The organism is Bradyrhizobium sp. AT1, from assembly GCF_001590795.1.
In the GTDB taxonomy this organism is placed as follows: domain Bacteria; phylum Pseudomonadota; class Alphaproteobacteria; order Rhizobiales; family Xanthobacteraceae; genus Bradyrhizobium.
Genome location: NZ_JXDL01000001.1, coordinates 4468237 through 4487342, shown reverse-complemented (window position 1 = coordinate 4487342; position 19106 = coordinate 4468237). Strand labels below are relative to the sequence as shown.

At 64.6% G+C, this 19106-nt stretch carries 17 protein-coding genes; 7 read left to right on the top strand and 10 right to left on the bottom strand.

What is annotated here, in order from left to right; all coding sequences use genetic code 11:
* Positions 1-72: 72 nt before the first annotated feature.
* On the bottom strand, positions 73-1467 hold the full coding sequence (locus SE92_RS20865) for a peptidoglycan-binding protein (protein WP_063197972.1): 1395 nt from the start codon (positions 1465-1467) through the stop codon (positions 73-75).
* 273 nt (positions 1468-1740) lie between these two features.
* On the opposite strand from SE92_RS20865, the gene SE92_RS20860 reads away from it, so the two are divergent.
* The 4 genes from SE92_RS20860 to SE92_RS20845 all read left to right on the top strand — a co-directional run bounded on the left by SE92_RS20860 (position 1741) and on the right by SE92_RS20845 (position 5300).
* Positions 1741-2115 (top strand): hypothetical protein, encoded by a 375-nt coding sequence (locus SE92_RS20860; protein ID WP_063197971.1) that lies wholly within the window; start codon positions 1741-1743, stop codon positions 2113-2115.
* 70 nt (positions 2116-2185) lie between these two features.
* On the top strand, positions 2186-2506 hold the full coding sequence (locus SE92_RS20855) for a YMGG-like glycine zipper-containing protein (RefSeq protein WP_063197969.1): 321 nt from the start codon (positions 2186-2188) through the stop codon (positions 2504-2506).
* 440 nt (positions 2507-2946) lie between these two features.
* Positions 2947-4122 (top strand): toll/interleukin-1 receptor domain-containing protein, encoded by a 1176-nt coding sequence (locus SE92_RS20850; RefSeq protein WP_063197968.1) that lies wholly within the window; start codon positions 2947-2949, stop codon positions 4120-4122.
* A 41-nt stretch (positions 4123-4163) separates the two neighbouring features.
* A complete protein-coding gene (locus tag SE92_RS20845) occupies positions 4164-5300 on the top strand; it encodes a pentapeptide repeat-containing protein (RefSeq protein WP_198172726.1) in 1137 nt (378 codons plus the stop codon).
* Here the strand turns inward: SE92_RS20845 and radC are convergent.
* Together radC and SE92_RS20835 are read right to left on the bottom strand one after the other, a co-directional pair.
* The gene (radC, locus tag SE92_RS20840) at positions 5297-6010 is read right to left on the bottom strand and encodes a RadC family protein (protein ID WP_063197963.1); all 714 of its coding nucleotides are present in this window, start codon (positions 6008-6010) and stop codon (positions 5297-5299) included. The two genes, SE92_RS20845 and radC, sit on opposite strands and share 4 nt — an antisense overlap.
* 40 nt (positions 6011-6050) lie before the next feature.
* On the bottom strand, positions 6051-6992 hold the full coding sequence (locus SE92_RS20835) for a DMT family transporter (protein ID WP_063203671.1): 942 nt from the start codon (positions 6990-6992) through the stop codon (positions 6051-6053).
* Between the two features lie 128 nt (positions 6993-7120).
* Between SE92_RS20835 and SE92_RS20830 the strand changes: the two genes are divergently transcribed.
* Positions 7121-7723 carry a bifunctional transcriptional activator/DNA repair enzyme AdaA gene (locus SE92_RS20830; RefSeq protein WP_063197961.1) on the top strand — a complete coding sequence of 201 codons (603 nt, stop codon included), beginning with the start codon at positions 7121-7123 and terminating at the stop codon, positions 7721-7723.
* A gap of 22 nt (positions 7724-7745) precedes the next feature.
* Here the strand turns inward: SE92_RS20830 and map are convergent, their stop codons facing one another.
* Both map and SE92_RS20820 read right to left on the bottom strand, forming a co-directional pair.
* Positions 7746-8564, bottom strand: coding sequence for a type I methionyl aminopeptidase (gene map / locus SE92_RS20825; protein ID WP_063197960.1), 819 nt, complete (start codon positions 8562-8564; stop codon positions 7746-7748).
* A 120-nt stretch (positions 8565-8684) separates the two neighbouring features.
* Positions 8685-10001, bottom strand: a complete 1317-nt coding sequence (locus SE92_RS20820; RefSeq protein WP_063197958.1) for a mechanosensitive ion channel family protein — start codon at positions 9999-10001, stop codon at positions 8685-8687.
* A gap of 207 nt (positions 10002-10208) precedes the next feature.
* Here SE92_RS20820 and SE92_RS20815 point away from each other — a divergent pair, with 207 nt between their 5' ends.
* A complete protein-coding gene (locus SE92_RS20815) occupies positions 10209-12002 on the top strand; it encodes a potassium/proton antiporter (RefSeq protein ID WP_063197956.1) in 1794 nt (597 codons plus the stop codon).
* A 122-nt stretch (positions 12003-12124) separates the two neighbouring features.
* On the opposite strand, the gene modC is transcribed toward SE92_RS20815, so the two are convergent.
* The 5 genes from modC to mepA all read right to left on the bottom strand — a co-directional run bounded on the left by modC (position 12125) and on the right by mepA (position 16312).
* Entirely contained in the window at positions 12125-12787 is a 663-nt protein-coding gene (gene modC / locus SE92_RS20810) for a molybdenum ABC transporter ATP-binding protein (RefSeq protein WP_063197955.1), read from the bottom strand.
* A 2-nt stretch (positions 12788-12789) separates the two neighbouring features.
* Positions 12790-13485, bottom strand: coding sequence for a molybdate ABC transporter permease subunit (gene modB / locus SE92_RS20805; protein ID WP_063197953.1), 696 nt, complete (start codon positions 13483-13485; stop codon positions 12790-12792).
* Between the two features lie 20 nt (positions 13486-13505).
* The gene (modA, locus tag SE92_RS20800; protein ID WP_063197951.1) at positions 13506-14291 is read right to left on the bottom strand and encodes a molybdate ABC transporter substrate-binding protein; all 786 of its coding nucleotides are present in this window, start codon (positions 14289-14291) and stop codon (positions 13506-13508) included.
* Between the two features lie 194 nt (positions 14292-14485).
* On the bottom strand, positions 14486-14989 hold the full coding sequence (locus SE92_RS20795; RefSeq protein ID WP_063197950.1) for a hypothetical protein: 504 nt from the start codon (positions 14987-14989) through the stop codon (positions 14486-14488).
* 378 nt (positions 14990-15367) lie between these two features.
* Positions 15368-16312, bottom strand: coding sequence for a penicillin-insensitive murein endopeptidase (mepA, locus tag SE92_RS20790; RefSeq protein WP_063197948.1), 945 nt, complete (start codon positions 16310-16312; stop codon positions 15368-15370).
* A gap of 480 nt (positions 16313-16792) precedes the next feature.
* Between mepA and SE92_RS20785 the strand changes: the two genes are divergently transcribed.
* Positions 16793-18955: a sensor domain-containing protein gene (locus SE92_RS20785; RefSeq protein ID WP_063197946.1), complete on the top strand. Its 2163-nt coding sequence runs from the start codon at positions 16793-16795 to the stop codon at positions 18953-18955.
* Positions 18956-19106: the final 151 nt, after the last annotated feature.

The window sequence follows — 19106 nt, the reverse complement described above, 5'->3', positions numbered from 1 at the left end:
CCCAACCCTCCCCAGCAAGCGGGGGAGGGCGCACCTGTTCCGTGGCGAGCATCGAACTACGATCTCATCGCTCTACGTCGTCGGCTTCGGCGGCGGTGCGGTGCCTTGCGCCCATTTCTCCATCTTGCCGAGCACGCCCCAGGCCGCGAGCGCCAGCGAGATCGGCATCGCGAACTGGCCGAGGCCCGGCACCGCCGACACGACGGTCCCGAGCAGCCCGGCAAGTCCTCCCGCATTGGGGCTTGCCGTCACCGACGACAGCAGCGCGGTGAGCACCGAACCGCCGATGCCGAGCGCGGTCTTCTTGCCGTCGAGCAGCTTGCCGATGGTTTCGCCGAGCGCCCCGTTGACCTGGCCGAGCACGGGCTTGCCGTCCTTGTTGAGCAGCGTGCTGAGCAGGTCGACGACCTGTTTCAGCTGGTCGACGGGGGCGGGGTTGGCCGCTGTGACTGGTCCTGGCATCGGGGCCGCCTTGTTGACGAGAGAGAACAGCCGTTCGAACAGGCTGATCGGATCGTTGGTCGTGGTTGGCAATGCGCTGCCCGGGATCGTCGCAGGCAGCGTCGTGCCGCCGGCAGGCGGCCGCAGCACTTTCGCGAGATCTTCCAGCCGGCTCAGGACGTGGGAGAGATCGGCGGTCTGCCCGGCTGTGCCCGTCTGCTGCGTCGCGCGCGTGATGGCGGCGACCGTGGCGGCGTCGAGAAGCCCGGTGTCCCTCAAGCCGTTTTGTTGCTGGAATTGCGAGACGGCAGCCCTGGTCCTCTTTCCGCTGATCCCGTCCTCGGCGAGCGGCGGATTGGCGCCGAGCTTGTTGAGCGCCTGCTGCATGAGAATGACCGTCGAGGCCGCATCGTCCTCCGGCTCGGTGCGGCCGGCGAATTGCGGGCTGCCGTCGAGCGCAATCGAGGAATCCAGCGCCATCATCGCATGCAGGATCACCGCCGTGCCGAGCTGGGAATCGACGTGATTGGTGTCGAACACATGGTCGCGCACGAACTTTCCGGCCTTTGCCTCGGGTGGCCCGTACAATGTCGAGCCGCCATAGAGATAGGGCGAATTGACGCCCTTGGCGTGATAGCCGAAGCCGTTGAACGCTTCGAGCCGGAACAGCATCCGCGCGATGCCCCAATCCTGGGCGCCGATGAAGTTCTCGACCCTGAACGCGTCCACGGCGCCGTCCACGAAGGTGGCAAACGGTCCGCGCCCTTTCGGCACGATGGTGGTCGCGCGATGCAGTGTTTCGCCGTTGCCGAGATAGGTGTCGAAATCGAAATTGGATTCGCGGTAGTGGCAGAGCGCAGTGAAGTGCCAGGGCACGCCGGTCAATCGCTCGATCTGCTGATAGGTCGCCTTGCCGTTGAGGGCCTTTCGGGCAACCGCATTCGCTTCGGTGAGGCGTCCGGGCCGGATGTCGAGACTGGCCCAATTCCGCTCATATTCGGCTTTCAAACTCTCGAATGAAATCATTGTCCGCTCCCGCAAATGGATGATCGAATCTCGTGCACGCCAAGTGAATCGCCAAGTGAACTGCCAAGTGAACCACCAAGTGAATCGGCTGGCGCGATCGGGGCGTGACGCCAGCGTGATCTCCCGTAAATCTGGCAGGTCGCCGGTCCGTCGCATGTGAAATGGCTTACAGCCTGGATGGGAAATCGGCAGCGTCGGGAAGCGACGGCCTGCCCGGGAACCGGCGCGCTCGTCCGTCCGTTAGCGAGACGACGGTCCGGCAAGGAGTCCCGCATGGCCAAGCGCATCCTCGCGATCGGCATCGAACCCGGCAGTGCCGACTACAGTGCATTCCCGCAGCTCACGCCGGAGCTCGTGCGCAACTACATCGAGGCGCAGCTGCTGCGCCTGCGCGATCTCGGCTTCGAGGTCACCAGCTGCCTGATCGATCTCGACGAGACCGCCGAGGCCGCCGTGACGGCGGCGCTGCGCGACGAGCGCTTCGACTGCATCGTGATCGGTGCCGGCCTGCGCGAACCGAAGCCGCGCCTCGTGCTGTTCGAGAAGGTGCTCAACCTCGTCCACCGCCTCGCCCCTGAGGCCGCGATCTGCTTCAACACCACGCCCGCGGATACTGCAGAGGCCGTGCTGCGCTGGGTCGAGCCGTGAGAGGAGGCAATTTGTCTGGTTCGAACCCGCCTCCGGCGCTATGATCGGTTCCCACCACAGGGGGGCGAGCATGCTTCGAGGTCTTCACATTGCAAGTTTTGGAATCGCCGCATGTCTGACGGTTGCGATGGCGATGCCGGCGTATGAGGCCGCGGCCCAGGACGCCATCGGTGGTGCGATCATCGGCGGTGTCGGCGGGGCGATCCTCGGCGGCGCGCTCGGTGGAGGCCGCGGAGCCGCAATCGGTGCCGTCGTCGGTGCCGGCACGGGCGCCGCGATCGCCTCCGAAGGCGAGCGCCGCCGCTCCGGCTACTATGCCTATCAGCACGGCTGCTACATGCAGCGGCTGGACGGCCGCTACGTCCCGGTCGATCCCAGGTATTGCTATTAAGGCCTGAAGGGGCGGGCGGGCTCTAACTTCCCGCTGTCTCCGCCATGATCTGGAGCAGCGACTCCGGCTGGATCGAGATTTGGCCCGCGAACGGCCGATCATGAGCGGTGACTGGCAGGGCGAAGGTGGCGACGCCCGTCGCAAACAGGCCCATCGCAATCGCCGATCACAAGCAATTGTCGCAGTGAACGAGACCGAGCACGAGGAGCTCTGTCGCGACCAGCGCGGTGCCTGCGAAGATAGCCTCGGCAAGCAGATAGGTGAATCCGAAGATCACCAGCGTTATCGACAGCAGCGGCACGGCGCACCTGGCCGACCGTGAACCCCGAAGGTTCTTGCGGTCCTCGAGTGCTGCCCTAATTGACAACAACGACGCCATTTGAAGGTATGAGGATGGAGCCTCGCCGTGCTACCATAACGAAGGTAGGGGCTTGGGTTGGATGGACGAAAACAAGAGCTTCAACGGCTTTCTCTCATATTGCCGGCACGATGCCGAGACTGACCCGGGAGTAGTTGAGGCCTTCGCTACGGATCTAGAACGTCGCATAAATGCGAAGCTCCTAAACACGCGGTTCGATATCTGGCGCGATATCAACAACATCCGCGTCGGCGAAAAGTGGAATCAGCAGATCGAGTCCGCGCTTTCGTGCGCGGACGTCTTTATCGTTCTAGTGTCGCCTCGCTGGATCGAGTCGACGTTCTGTCGACGGGAGTACCAATTCTTTGAAGAAAGAGTGGAATCCAAAATCGAAGTCGGTGAATACGTCGCCCCGATCTTGATCAGGTCCATCGAACGACAGAAAGATTTTTTGACAGCCGAGCAATTGGAAGTCTACGACGGTCTATTTGAGCGTCAATTCTTTAAAGCTGATGCGGTTGCTTTTATGCAGTTGAGCCCTGCTGAACGAGCCGCAAAAATAGATCTGCTCGCGGACGATATTGTTGGAATGTTGCAGCGGCTGCGTGACCCGTCGGTTACAGCCGGTCATTCAGCTACTTCGGCGCGTCGTAAGCGTCGAAGTGAGTTCGAGGGGCGATCTGAGTCTTATGCTGAGGTTGATTTCCTCCGCTCGTACGAGGTCCTTATCGATCCTGCTCGTGGTGATGCCGCGCGCGGAGTTTATGCGCAGGTCGACTTCGTCGAACGCTTGTACGTCAAAGGGCGGAAGGCCCTTATCGAATTTGGAGTAGGTCATGCGCATTTGAGCCTGAGTGGCGACGCCGCCGCAGATCTCCTCAAGTTCGACGGGTTCCGAGTAATCGATCCCGGTCGTGCCGCCTACGTTTCTCTTCGTGAGGAGCCGAAGGCATTGAGCATCGCGATAAATGCAAAGCCTGGGACTGGATTGTCCCATCTCGCGTTGCCGCCTACAGAGGGAAATTATTGGTCTCGCATTGCGACGGCTCCGCCCCATCTCGAACCTAGCAAGATCACGGCGGTGCTGAGCGTGTCGTTTTCCCCATATGGCCTTTATCTTGGCGAGAAGTCGCCTCTTTCGCAGGCTTCGAAGCGAAAAATTGAAGCGATTCTTGCCGTCGCACTCGAGAAGAACGAAAGGTTAGATCCGAGCGGTCGGATTCAGCGCTCTATCCCCATGGTTGAAAGAAAGCCGTAGTGGACAAGCAGCAACCCAGAGGCCCGCGGGCGATAGCAGAGGTGCTGGACAAGCTAATAGTCTTGGCCGAAAGCGACGCTATGGCATCATTTGTGACCTTGGCGCGTGCTGCGGGCCTCGACCCCGCTCGCGATTTTGTTGGTGCCTCCCTTCGGGATATGGATTTTCGAGGCGAGGATCTTCGCGGCTGCAATTTCTCTCGTGCTGACCTTACGGGCTCAGATTTCCGTCGCGCAAATCTGACTGGAGTTCGTTTCGACGACGCAGTTCTCACGGGCGCTATTGGCTTATCTATCCCGCCGGCCAGTTCGGAGAGCCAGGCAAGTCGTCGCTTTGGTAGTTTGGTTGCGGAAGCTGACAAAACGGAGATCGTATTGCCTCTTCTGCATTTTACCTCGACTTACGAGTTTAGGGAGATTGTCGATACCGAGGTGTTGGCTCCCGCGAGATCCGCCGACTATCCGGGTGAGGAGCTTCTCTATTTGTTTTATGGTCGACCGTCGTACCGTATGAAAGAAGAACGCACGTCTCTAACGTGGAAGATGCCAGTCTGCCTCGTGATTCGGCCTGAGGCTTTAGGCATCCCGAAGCGGATCTTCCCTTTCGATAGTGGAGCCTTCAAGAGAGGTCTTGCTCGCGATGTGTTGCATCCTGCAATGGCTATAGATGATTTTGCATTGTCACCAAGTATCGAGACGGCCGGGAAGTTTGTGAACCTTTTCTATGGATCAAACAGGAACTATTTCGAAGGAAGAATCCGAGATACGAAAATTGGAGCTCAGGGTGACTTCGAAGCGGATGCCTATCAGCAGATACGCAATTCGAGGAATCCGGACGATCGTATGTTAGCTATCGAAGTTCAACTTGCCCATGCCGTGCGAATACCAGACGCCGTTATGGCTGTCATTGTGCCGTCAGAACTTCTTGAAGCTCCCAGTGTCGCGGAGAAGTTAAAAAAATGGGATATCGATATATTGACGTACGATGGCGCGCCCGATCTGTCGCATGACAGCCAAGCTATCAATCACATCCTTGGCGACTATTTTGCCAAGAAGGGTTTTTTTCGAGCAGCGTCTTTCGGAGGGTGGTTTTCGTTCATCATCTTGAATGGTATCTCTCGTCGCCGTTTTGCTTCGTACCCGAGGTCGCGACTAATGGGATTCAGTGAAGCGCCTTAGATCAACCGCATCCCGCGCAAGCTCGCATGTCCGCCCTTGCCCACGATGATGTGGTCGTGCACGGCGATGCCGAGCGGCTTGGCGATGTCGATGATCGCTTTCGTCATCTGGATGTCGGCCTGTGACGGTGAGGGATCGCCCGAGGGGTGGTTGTGCACGAGGATCAAGGCGGTCGCCGATAATTCCAGCGCGCGCTTGATCACCTCGCGCGGATAGACCGGGGTGTGGTCGACCGTGCCGGTCTGCTGCACCTCGTCGGCGATCAGCTGGTTGCGCTTGTCGAGGAACAGCAGGCGAAACTGCTCCTTGTCGGCGAACGCCATGCTGGTGCGGCAATAGGCGATCACCTCGTTCCAGGACGACAGAGCGTTGCGGCTGTTGACCTCGCCCTTGGCGACGCGGTGCGCCGCCGCGGCAATCAGCTTGAGCTGGTGGATCGCGGACTCGCCGATGCCATCAACCTCGCGCAAGCGCGCCACCGGCGCGTGCACGACCTCGGCGAACGAGCCGAAAATCTTGATCAGCGTCTTTGCCAGCGGTTTGGTGTCGCGCCGCGGCAGCGCCGGAAACAGCGCCATCTCCAGCAGCTCGTAGTCGCTCAGTGCATCCGCCCCCGCGCTGTAGAAGCGCTCGCGCAGTCGCTCACGATGGCCGAGATAGTGCGGCGCGTCCTCAGGCTTGCTCTTGTCGCGATCGGATTTGGTGGACATCGGCCGTCAGCATCGCCGGGGCTCAGCGCTTTTGCAACCGTCAATTGCGGGGCTGCGCGCCGGTCGGCGTCGGTGCGAGCGCGGGCACCGTGATCGCCACCACCCCGGCGAGAATGAGCGCCATTCCGGCAAGACTGGACCAGGTCAAGTGCTCGCCGAGAATGGCGGTGCCGAGTGCCACGGCGAATCCTGCGCGCAGATAGCTGCCGCTGGTCGTGCCGAGCGGGCCGAGCGTGTGGATCAGGCGGAAATAGATCACCATCGCCAGGGCGGTGCAGACCACCCCGAGCGCGATCACCGCTGCGATCGCCTGCGCGGGCGGCTGCGCCAGCCGCCACGGCTGCTCGATAGCCGCGGCGGTCGGCAGCATCAGCGCCGCGGCGCAGCTCATCGCCCCTGCTGCGGTGACGATCGCGGGCAGACCCGAAAACCGCTGTCCCCAGATCGGTGCGAGCGCGTAGCAGAAGCTCGCGCCGAGCACCGCGATCTGGGCCAGTGGTGCCGCCGTGCCGATCCCGGACAGCGCATCGATGCCGAGGGTCAGGGCCACGCCCGCAAGGCCGAGAGCAACGCCGACGATCTTCCGTCCGCCGATCGCCTGCCGTCCGCGCCCGGTCATGACAGCGATGGCCAGCACGAACATCGGTGGGGTCGCATTGAGCACGCCGGCAAGCCCGCTCGCGATATGCAGCTCGCCCCAGCTGATCAAGGTGAAGGGCAGCGCGCTCTGCAAGAGGCCCTGCACGAAGAAGGCGGTCCAGACCGATTTCTCTCGAGGAGGGGAATGCCCCTGCGCGGTCGCAATGAGGATCAGGAGCATCGCGGCGATGATCACGCGGGTGGCGACCATCGTGAACGGCGGTACCGTTGCGACAACAAGCTTGATGAGTGTGAACGAGCTGCCCCAGATCAGCGAGAGCAACAGCAGGAGCCCGACTTCGATTGTGAGATTGGTCGTCGTGTGTCGTGCCTGTGTGCTCATGCGATCTGCTCCTGGGATCGGCACCATGATCCGGAGCCGCGGTGCGGGCTGGCGGAATTCGGACCTCATCGCCCGGTGATGTCCGATTTCGGCTACTCGGTGCGCTGCGTCGTAACTATGATTTGGTGATGGTGAAGACTTCAGCCGAGCGGCAGACGCTGCCGCCGCATCTCGACTGGGAGACCTGTGATCGGGCACGGCTGGCGCGTGCCCGCGCGTTCGACGGGCTGTTCTTCTCCGGGGTTCGCTCGACGCGCATTTATTGCCGGCCGGTCTGTCCCGTTCGCCCCGCGCGCTCGGAGAACGTCACCTTCTACGCGACCGCGGCTGCTGCCGAGCGGGCCGGCTTTCGCCCGTGCCTGCGCTGCCGGCCGGAAACCGCGCCGGGCTCGCCGGCCTGGATGGGGACGGCCACCACCGTCGCACGCGGCATGCGGCTGATCCATGACGGTTTTCTGGACCGGGCGTCGATGGCCGAGCTTGCGGAAGCCCTCGGTGTCGGGCCGCGTCACCTGCTGCGCCTGTTCATGCGCCATGCCGGCGCGAGCCCGAGCGAGATCGCGGCAACGCGGCGCGTGCAGGAAGCCAAGCGCCTGATCGACCAGACCGACATGAATTTGGCGGAGATTGCCTTTGCGGCCGGTTTCGGCAGCGTCCGCAGATTCAACGATGCTTTTGCCGCGACCTACAAGAGGGCGCCGTCGTCATTCCGCCGTCGCGGCGGGAGGTAGCGGGAAGATTGCGGCGAGAGAATCACCCGATCTGCTTCTCGCCATGCCGCTCCGACAGCGTGAAGATCTCGACTCCCGTGGCGGTGACGCCAACCGAATGCTCGAACTGTGCCGACAGCGAGCGGTCGCGGGTCACGGCGGTCCAGCCGTCGGAGAGGATCTTCACATGCGGCTTGCCGAGATTGATCATCGGCTCGATGGTGAAGAACATGCCGGGCTTGAGCTGAACGCCTTCGCCGGGCCGGCCGATATGGATGATGTTCGGCTCGTCGTGGAACATGCGGCCGAGGCCATGGCCGCAGAAATCGCGCACCACGCTCATGCCCTGCGGCTCGACGAAGCTCTGGATGGCGTGGCCGATGTCGCCGGTGGTGGCGCCGGGCTTCACCGCGGCGATGCCGCGCATCATCGCTTCATACGTCACCTCGATCAGCCGCTCGGCCTTGCGGGCGATCGGGCCGACCGCATACATCCGGCTGGAATCGCCGTACCAGCCGTCGACGATGAAGGTGACGTCGATATTGACGACGTCGCCCTCCTTTAGCGGACGGTCGCCGGGCATGCCGTGGCAGACCACGTGGTTGAGCGAGGTGCAGGTCGAATAGCGATAGCCGCGATACATCAGCGTCGCCGGATAGGCATTGTTGCTGAAGGCGAAGTCGCGGACGAATTCGTCGATGCGCGAAGTCGGCACGCCCGGTCCGACGATGTCGGTGAGCTCGTCGAGGCATTTCGCCACCAGCGCGCCGGCCTTGCGCATGCCGGCAAAGGCGGCCGGTCCATGCAGCTTGATCTGTCCGGTCTTGCGCAGCGAGGTATCGGTGGCTTCGACGTAGCTCATGCTTGTGCGGTCTTTTCGGGCTGATCTCGATTTCGGCGGAAAGGCTTGATTTCAGGCCCTAATTTAATGATTGCCGGCCTTCATGCAAGCCGAGCCTACTCCCTGGTGCCCGAAAGCGGCCTAATTCGGGACTTCTACGGTGGTTTCCACCGGCAGCGCGCCGCCGCGGATGCGGATTTCGCGGACGGGATAGGGAACCCGGATGCCCTCGTGCTTGAAGGCGTCCCACAGCCCCAGCATCACGTCGCTCCTGACCTTGTCCATGCCATCGGGGTCGGCGATCCAGAAGGTCAGCGAGAATTTCATCCCGGCTTCGGCGAACTCGGTCAGGATGCAGGTCGGCGGCTTGCCCTTCTGCGCGCGCGGATGGGCGGCGGCGGTCTCCGCGGCGAGCGTGCAGACGAGGCGGGGATCGGCGTCGTAATTGGTGCCGAAGGCGATCTTCACCAGCGTGTTCTTGTCGGTATAGGTCCAGTTGACGACTTTTTGCGTCACCAGATCCTCGTTCGGCACCAGGAACTCGCGGCCGTCGCCGGCGGCGACGGAAATATAACGCGTCTTCATCGCACTGATGCGGCCGGTATTGTCGCCGATGGTGACGAGGTCGCCCGGCTTCACCGACTTGTCGGCGAGCAGGATGATGCCCGAGATGAAATTGGCGACGATCTTCTGCAGGCCGATACCGATGCCGACGCCGACGGCGCCGGAGAACACCGCGAGCGCCGAAAGATCGATGCCGACCGCGCCGAGCGCGATCACGATCGCGACGGCAAGCAGCCCGATGCGGATGATCTTGACCAGCAGCACCTGCACCGATGGCGTCAGATCGGTGGTCGCGTTGATCCGGCTCTCGGCGAAGTTGCTCGCGATGTTGGTGGCCCACAGCGCGATGAGGAGGAGCGCGCCTGCCTTGAGTACCAGCAGTGGGGTCAGCCTGAGGCCGCCGAGCACGATCGCATAGGAATCGAGCAGGTCGACCGTCGTGTCGAGCTGGCCGAGGATCGAGAGCGCGGCGAGAAACCACGCCGTGATCGACACCAGCTTGACGATGAAGGCATTGCGCAGCACCGAGGTCACGAGCCGGATCGCGAGCCAGGCCAGCCCGAGCTTGGCGGCGACCATCAGCAGATAGGAGCGGCTCGGCCAGGTCGCGTGGTACATCACGAAGCGGGAGAGGATCACGAGCAGCGTGAACACCGCCGTCGAGGCGCTGGAGACCATCACCCGGGCGAAGTGCCGGAGCGGCAGCGGCCAGCGGATCGCCAGCGAGGTCATGTCGATGCGGCTGCGGACGGCGGTCTCGGCGGCATAGGCAATGCCGGCCGCGGCCAGAATCAGGCCGAATTGCAGGTAGAACCAGGGCGAGGAGATTTCCGCCCCGACGCTGCGCGCGGTGGTCTGCACGAACTCCATGAAGTCCTTGAGGTCCATGTCCATCGGTCTCGTCGGCAAGCGGGGGAGGAATTGATTCGAGGGCGCCGCAGAATCCCACAAAGGGCGCGGCCGGGCCATCGATACACCGGCATGTGATGGACGTTAAGGCCGTATAATACGGGCAGATTGCCGCGAGAGGCGAAAATGGGTTGGCGCAGGAGTCCCCCGACGATAAGGATGCCATTCCCGCTCCTTTAACCCGGAAGGTGGATGGCCTCTCTCGACTCCGTCAGCCTCGCCATATTGCTCGGCGCCGTCCTCGTCATGGCCGGCATCCTGTCGAGCCTGCTTGCGCTCCGCTTCGGCGCGCCCTTGCTGCTGGTCTTCCTCGCGGTCGGCATGCTCGCCGGCGATTCCGGCCCCGGCCAGCTCCAGTTCGACGACGTCCGCACCACCTATCTGGTCGGCTCGGTGGCGCTGGCCCTGATCCTGTTCGACGGCGGTCTCAGGACGCGCTTCGCCAGCATCCGCACCGTGCTGGCGCCATCCGTGGTGCTGGCGACGGTCGGCGTGCTCCTGACCGCGCTGATCACGGCGCCGTTCGCCAAATTCGCGCTCGATCTCAACTGGACGGAATCGCTGCTGGTCGGCGCCGTCGTGGCCTCCACCGACGCGGCGGCCGTGTTCCTCTTGGTGCACACCCAGGGCCTGCGCCTGCGCCCGCGCGTCGGCGCGACGCTGGAGGCGGAATCCGGTACCAACGACCCCTTCGCGATCTTCCTCACCTTGATGCTGGTCGAATACATCTCGCTGGGATCGAGCTCGGCCAGCCACGTCGTGATGGAGTTCGTCCAGGAGGCGATCCTCGGCGCCATCGTCGGCGTCATCGGCGGACGCCTCGTCGTCATCGCCCTCAACAAGGTGGCGCTGCCGCAGGGCCTGCATGCGCCGTTCGTGACCACGGCCGCGCTGGTGATCTTCGGCGGCTCGCAGATGATGCACGCCTCCGGCTTCCTCGCCGTCTATCTCGCCGGCATCATCATCGGCAACCGGCCGACCCGCGCGCATAACCAGGTGGTGGCCTTCCTCGATGCCGCGACCTGGCTGGCGCAGATCGTGATGTTCGTGCTGCTCGGCCTGCTGGTCTCGCCGAGCCGGCTCGGCACCAGCGTGCTGCCGGCCGTTGGTGTCGCATTCGTGCTGATGCTGGTGGCACGGCCGATCGCCGTCTTCGTGTGCCTGGCGCCGTTCCGCTTCAACTGGCGCGAAAAGATCTTCATCGCCTGGACTGGCCTGCGCGGCGCGGTCGCGATCTTCCTGGCCTCGATCCCCATGCTGGTCGGCCTGTCCAAGGCCTATCTCTATTTCGACGTCGCCTTCGTCGTCGTCATCATCTCGCTGCTGCTGCAGGGCTGGACCCTGGCGCCGGCGGCGCGCAAGCTGCATGTCGCGCTGCCGCGCGCCGAGCGCGGCCCGCGCCGCGTCGAGCTGGATCTGCCCGGCCAGCTCGAGCAGCAGCTGGTCGGTTATCCCGTCCGGCCCAAGAGCCTGTATTTCCGCCGCGGCCTGATCCCGTCCTGGTCAAAGCCGACGCTGGTGATCCGCAACGAGAACATCCTGACGCCTGCGGAAGCCGATCCGGTCGCGCCCGGCGATTACATCTATCTGCTGGCACCGCCGGAAAAGGCCGAGTCGCTCGATCGCTTTTTCGTCGACATGCAGCCGAGCTCGGCGCCGGATCCGCATCTGCTCGGCGACTTCATGGTCTCGGCCGAGCACACGCTGGCCGAGCTCGCCGAGATCTACGGCGTGAAGGTCGGCGAGGACGAAGGCAAGCTCACGCTCGCGGATTATTTCGACGTCCATCTCGACCGCGCGCCGAAGGAGGGCGCCGAGCTTGCCCTCGACGAGATCGTGCTGGTCGCGCGCAGCATCTCCGGCGGCCGCGTCAACGTCGTTGGCCTCCGCCTGCCGGAAGAAGACGAGACGCCGCCGCCGCTGACGCGCACGCAGGCGCTGCGGAGGAAGCTCGCGGATGTCTGGACGTCGGTGGCGGGGGTTTAGGGAAGCGTTCGCCTGGACGACAATGCGTAGCCCGGATGGAGCGAAGCGCAATCCGGGGCTGCTGTATCGGCGCGATAGAATCCCGGATTGCGCTTCGCTCCATCCTGGCTACAAAACCCCTTTCACGCCAGCACCTTCACCCCACCGAAACTCGTCACGCGGCCCTGCTTCAGCATCACGATCTGCGTGGCGAGCTGGCGCAGCTCGGCGGCGTCGTGGCTGACATAGACCATCGGTACGTTGGCCTCGTCGCGCAGCCGCGCCAGATAGGGCAGGATCTCGAGCTTGCGGCCCTCGTCGAGCGCGCCGAGCGGCTCGTCGAGCAGCAACAGGCGCGGCTTCGACAGCAGCGCGCGACCGAGCGCGACGCGCTGGCGCTCGCCGCCGGAAAGTTTCCCGGGGCGCCGGCCCTGCAGCGCGCCGATGTCGAGCAGGTCGATGATGCGCTGATGATGGGCAGGATCGGGCGCGAGGCCGCTCATGCGCCGGCCGTAGTCGAGATTCTGCGCGACGTTGAGATGCGGGAACAGCCGCGCGTCCTGAAACACATAGCCGATGCGGCGGCGATACGTGGGAACATGGATGCCTGCGGCGGTATCGTCGACGGTCTCGCCGTCGATCACGATGCTGCCGCGGTCGGGCCGCAGCAGCCCGGCGATCATGTTGACCAGCGACGTCTTGCCGGCGCCGGAGGCGCCGAACAGGCCGATGACGCGGCCTTCGCCGGTGAAGCTTGCGGACAGCGAGAACTCGCCGAGCCGTTTTTCGATGTCGACCCGCAGCATGGTCAATTCCCGTGCAAGCGCGCGGTGGCGCGGCGGGCGAACCACTCCGCGGCGATCAGTGCGCCCAGCGCCAGCACGATCGAGACGATGACCAGCCGGCCCGCGGCGGCATCGCCGTCCGGTGTCTGGATCAGCGAGTAGATCGCCGAGGAAATCGTCTGGGTCTCGCCGGGAATGTTGGAGACGAAGGTGATGGTCGCGCCGAACTCGCCGATCGCCTTGGCGAAGCCGAGCACCATGCCGGCGAGCACGCCTGGCAGCGCCAGCGGCAGCGTCACCGTGAAGAACACCTTCCACGGCGCCGCACCGAGCGTCTCGGCAGCCTGCTCGAGCCGGCGGTCGATCGCCTCGATCGACAGCCGCATCGGCCGCACCAGCAGCGGAAACGACATCACGCCGCAGGCCAGTGCCGCGCCGGTCCAGCGGAACGAGAACACGATGCCGAGATAGTCGGCGAGGAAGCCGCCGACGAGGCCGCGCCGGCCGAAGCTGAGCAGCAGCAGATAGCCGGTGACGACCGGCGGCAGCACCAGCGGCAGGTGCACGACGGCATCGAGCACCGACTTGCCCCAGAAATCACGCCGCGCCAGCAGCCACGCCAGCGCGATGCCGAATGGCGTTGCCACCAGCGTTGCGATGACCGCGACCCTGAGCGAGAGCAGGATCGCGGTCCATTCGGCGGGAGAGATGTCGAACACGAAGGATCAGGTCGCGCGCATCAGGTCGAGGGACTGAGCAGGAATTTGAAGCCGTATTTTTCGAAAATGGTTTTCGCCGCGGTCGAGCGCAGGAAGGCGAGATAGTCGTTGGTCTCGCCCTTGGCCGTCGTGGTCGCGGCGACGGGATAGATGATCGCGGGATGAGACTCCGCCGGGAATGTGCCGACGATCTTGACGCCGGGCTCGACCTTGGCGTCGGTGGCATAGACGATGCCGAGATTGGCCTCGCCGCGGGCCACCAGCGTCAGCGCGGCGCGCACGCTCTCGGCCATCGCGAATTTCGGCTCGGCGGCCTGCCAGGCTCCGAGCTTCTCGAGCGCCGCCTTGGCATATTTGCCCACCGGCACCGATTTGACGTCGCCGGTCGCGATCCTGCCGTCGCCGGCGAGCTTTGCGAGGTCGAAGCCTTGCGCGATGGTGACGTTGTCGACCTTGGAATCCTTCGGCGCGATCAGCACGATGCTGTTGCCGAGCAGGTTCGCTCTCGAAGGCTCGTTGATGGTCTTCTTGGCGATCGCGTAGTCCATCCAGTCGATGTCGGCGGACACGAACGCATCGGCCGGCGCGCCCTGCTCGATCTGCTTGGCCAGCACCGAGCTTGCGGCGTAGCTGACGCTGAACTTGACGCCGGTCTTGGCGGTGTAGGCGGCATCGACCTCGTCGAGCGCGTTCTTCATCGAGGCCGCGGCGAATATGGTGATGGTCTTGTCCTCGGCGGCGGCCGGCGACAGGCTCGCACCCGCGAGGATCACGAAAGCGGCGAAAAGTCCTGAAATACGTAGCATGGGGAGCGCTCCGTGCGAATCCGCGCACGCAAAAAGCACGCGCTGGACTGGCGTTGGTGGGGTGTCGCGACGGGTGGAAGCGCTGCTCCACGAGGCCCGGCTCCGGCTTACGGCCGGCAGGGATATCGCAATGGAGAGGATAGCAGGGGCTGCGGCCTCAGGTCAAAGGGTGGTTGTTTGCCTGGCAAGCAGCGTCATGGCACGGGGAGGATCGCGATCGCGACGGAATTGTCCCTGGCGCCGCTGACCTGCAGGACGAAAGGCTGCGCCGACAGCTCGTATTTCACGGTCTTGCGGATACCGCTGCAATCAGTCGCACCGCTGAAGGCGACGGGCTTGAGGACGTGCCCGTCCTGGACCAGGTCGATCCAGCCGCCGACGGACAGGCTGATCGTGTAGAGCCCGGCCTTGGCGGACTTGATGCGCATGAAGCCGGCAAAGGTGCCGTCCTTTGGTGCGCGCTCCGGCGGCGTCGGCAGTTTGGCCTCGCTTGGGGCGACGAGCCCGAGCGAGATGGCCGAGGACGGCAAGGCCGCCTGCTCGCTGCCCGATGCGAGCTTCGCAAGGTCCGGCGCGGTGAGCGCGGCGCGCTCCCGCTCGATCGGCCATTTGAACTTGTCGCAGCCGCTGGGCTCCTCAGCGGCAAGAGCCAAGGTCGCGCCGAATGCAAGCGCGGCGAGGAGGGTGAGGACGCGCATGAGAACTTCCATCGTTGGCCACGCGAAGGGGGCGGGGCTTGCGGTCAGGCTTGTTGGGAGGCGCGTCCCGGGAATGCCGCGCGCTTACGGCAGGGCGGCGAGGGCGATCTTAGCGCATCATTGTGACGTGAACCAACCAACGAGTTCGTCATCCCCACAAGCGCGCCGCATCACCGTCGTCGTCCCGGACAAGCGCAGTGCCGGGCAACGCGCAGCGTTGTCCTGAGCGGAGCGCCGATCCGGGACCCATAGCCACAGGCAGCTGTGGTTACGGGGATTCGGAGTTACCAGCTCGTGTCACAACCACACCCTGTGGTCATGGATCCCCGCGTTCGCGGGGATGACACCGATCGGGCGGCGACAGCACCCATGCGCAGCCTACGGCTTCGCGTCGCCTGCGTGCAGCACCGCCTTGCAGGCGGCCGGCATCTGCGCCAGCGTCATCGGCGGTTTCGGCTTCGGCGGCTCCGGCGGCGGCTTGGGGTGCAGGACGGCGTCGGAGAACCAATAGGCGAGGTCGGCGGGCTTGCAGCCCTCGTCCTCGGATTGCGACGGCTGACCCTCGCATTCGCCGGCACCGGCGGGGCAGCGCATGCGGATGTGGAAATGGTAGTCGTGGCCCCACCAGGGGCGGATCTTCGACAGCCAGGCGCGGTCGCCCTTGGCCTCGCGGCACAGCGCCTTCTTGATCGCGGCATTGACGAAGATGCGCTGCACCGCCGGCTCCCGCGCCGCATCGCGCAGCACCAGCACATGGCTCGGGGTGAAGACTTTCGGGTCGATGTCGAGCCGGTCGGGGCGCACCATCATCACCGCCGACATGTCCTCGCGCTCCTCGCGCGAGAGCCGGCGATCCGGCATCGGCGTCAGCCAGATGTCGGCATCGAGACCGATCTGGTGGCTGGCATGGCCCGACAGCGCCGGGCCGCCGCGCGGCTGGGCGATGTCGCCGACCAGGATGCCCGGCCATCCCGCGTCCTTGTACGCCTTGGTCGCGAGCCGCTTGATCAGCGCGATCATGTCGGGGTGGCCGTAGCTGCGGTTGCGCGACAGCCGCATCACCTGCCAATGATCGCCGTTGACCGGCATCTGATCCGCGCCGCCGATGCAGCCCCTGGTGTAGGAGCCGATGACATGGGCCGGTCCCTTCGACGGCAGCAGTTTTCGCGCGAACAGTTCCTTCGCGGCGAGGTCGGGGTCGTTGGGATTGGCCAGCGGCGGCAGCGGCTTCGGATTCACGCTGCCCTTGTCCTGGGCCAGCGCGCCGCCGGCGGCCAGGAGCGTCATGACGAGCAGGAGAGGGGCGATGTGGCGGGGACTCATGCGCAGCCCTTATAGCCTAACCCCGCCTCGGGGTTAAGAATCCGGCGGGCGACCTCAGGAGAAGCCAACGAGGTTGTTCGAAAGTCGTAGTGTTTTCGCAGCGGCAGCCCGATTCTTAACGGTGCAATAACCGTATCCTGCATTGACCAAAATTCGAGCGAAGAACCGGCATTGTCTCCCTCCGGTATGCAATCGCGTCCGGCTTCGGAATTGATTCATGGAGAGCGCGCGTTTTTGTGCCACCTGTCTCGTCGATTGCGACGAAGCCGCGGGTTTGGCGCGCCACTTGGCCCGCTTGCGCCTCGCAAACAGGCACCAGAGCCGGGCTCGACGTGCTTGCAAGGCGGCGCCTCGGCCGGCGCGGCCACCCAAGATTACTTTTCTTTCAGACACTTGCCCCAAAACTTGCGCCGTTGGGCGCGACTGGGACGAGTGAAGTTGGGTTTGGGGTCTCGAAAACCAAGAAAACGAAAGCCAAGCGTGCTTGCCCGGGCCGGCCAATCCCCGCGCAAGCCGCGCTTCGCGCGCGCCTCGCGCGTCCTGTCCGAGCGCGACGAGGTCCTGCGCAGCCGCGCCGAGGCGGAAGCCGCGATCGCGGAAGCGCGCAAATCCCACGAGCGCCTGCGCCAGGCCGTCGATATCCTGCCACAGGGCATCGTGTTTCTCGATGCCGACGGCCGCTACGTGCTCTGGAACAAGAAATACGCCGAGATCTACAGCAAGACCGCCGATCTGTTCGAAGAGGGCGCGCGTCTCGAGGATACGCTCCGCATCGGCGTCGCCCGTGGTGATTATCCCGAAGCCATCGGCCACGAGGACGAGTGGATCGCCGAACGCCTGCGAAGGCTGTATCAGCCCGGCGCGCGCCACGAGCAGAAGCTGTCGGACGGCCGCGTCATCCTGATCGACGAGCGCCTGACCGACGACGGCGGCGTGGTCGGCCTGCGCGTCGACATCACCGAATTGAAGCAGCGCGAGGCCTCGTTCCGCCTGCTGTTCGACGGCAATCCCGTGCCCATGATCGTCTGCGCGCTGGACGACGAGTGCATCCTCGGCGTCAACGACGCCGCGGTCGCGCATTACGGCTACAGCCGCGCCGAGTTCGAGCGCCTGACGATCCGCTCCCTGCAGGCCTTCGACAGCGAGCCGCCCTGGACCGCCGATCCCACCGGCGAGGAGCACGCCGGGCGCACCTGGAAGCACGTCAAGGCCGACGGCGCGCTGATCGACCTTGCGATCTATTCCCGCGAACTGACTTATGCCGAGCGGCCCGCGGTGCTGCTCGCGCTGATGGACATCACCGAGCGCAAGCGCGCCGAGGCGCGGCTCGCCTTCATGGCCCAGCATGACGGGTTGACCGGCCTGCCCAACCGCAATCTGCTGCGCCAGCAGGTGGACGAGATGCTGCTGCACACGCGGCGCAGCACCGACAAGGTCGCGCTGCTCATCCTCGGGCTCGACAGTTTCAAGTCGGTCAACGACACGCTGGGACATGCGATCGGCGACAAGCTGCTGCGCGGCGTCGCCAAGCGGCTGCGCTCCACCTTGCGTGAGGAAGACGCGCTGGCGCGGCTCAATTCCGACGAGTTCGCCATCGTGCAGAGCGGTCTGGCGCGGCCCGAAGACGCGGTTGTGCTGGCCAAGCGCCTGCTCGAGGCCATCGCCGATCCCTATCTGCTCGACGGCCATTCCGTGGTGATCGGCGCCTCGATCGGCATCGCGATGGCGCCGGGCGACGGCGACGAGTCCGAAAAGCTGCTCAAGAGCGCCGACATGGCGCTGTCACGCGCCAAGGCCGATTCGCGCGGCACCTTCGCCTTCTTCGAGGCCGCGCTCGATGCGAAGGCGCAGAGCCGCCGCAAGATCGAGGTCGAGCTGCGCGACGCGATCCAGAACGACGTGCTCCGCCCCTATTACCAGCCGCTGATCGACCTCCAGAGCGGCCGTATCACCGGCTTCGAGGCGCTGGTGCGCTGGCCGCATGCCGAGCGCGGCATGGTCTCGCCGGCCGAGTTCATTCCGGTCGCCGAGGACACCGGCCTGATCAATCCGCTCGGCGGGTTGATGCTGCGGCGGGCCTGCCTGGACGCGGCGGCCTGGCCGGACGACGTCCGCGTCGCCGTGAATTTGTCGCCGCTGCAGTTCCGCAGCGGCAATCTGCTCTCGATCGTCACCGACGCCTTGAAGCATTCCGGCCTGCCGCCGCGGCGGCTCGAGCTCGAGATCACCGAAACGCTGCTGCTGGAGAAGAGCGCGCAGGTGCTGGCGACGCTGCATGCCTTGCGCGCGCTCGGGGTGCGCATCTCCATGGACGATTTCGGCACCGGCTATTCCAGCCTCAGCTATTTGCGCAGCTTCCCCTTCGACAAGATCAAGATCGACCAGTCCTTCGTGCGCGATCTCGGCGCTAATCGCGAGGCGCAGGCGATCATCCGCTCCATCGTCAGCCTGGGGAAGGGCCTCGGCGTCACCATCACCGCCGAGGGCGTCGAGACCGAAGCCGAACTGAGCTGTCTGCGCACCGAGGGCTGCGACGAAGGCCAGGGCTTTCTGTTCAGCAAGGCGCGGCCCCATGCCGAGATCGTAAGCCTGCTCGCCGCGCAGCGCGGCATCGACGGCGATGAAGATGCGCTGGTGGCGTGAGGCGCTGCCGCAGGGCAATCGAACCTGCCTCGTCCTGCCGACGTCTCATGAGTGGATCGATCGAACGGATGCGGCTCCATGACCTCTGATGCGCCTCCGCTGCCCGGACCGCACTACGCCCGCTTCTCCAGGCGGTTCAAGGCCGTTGTGG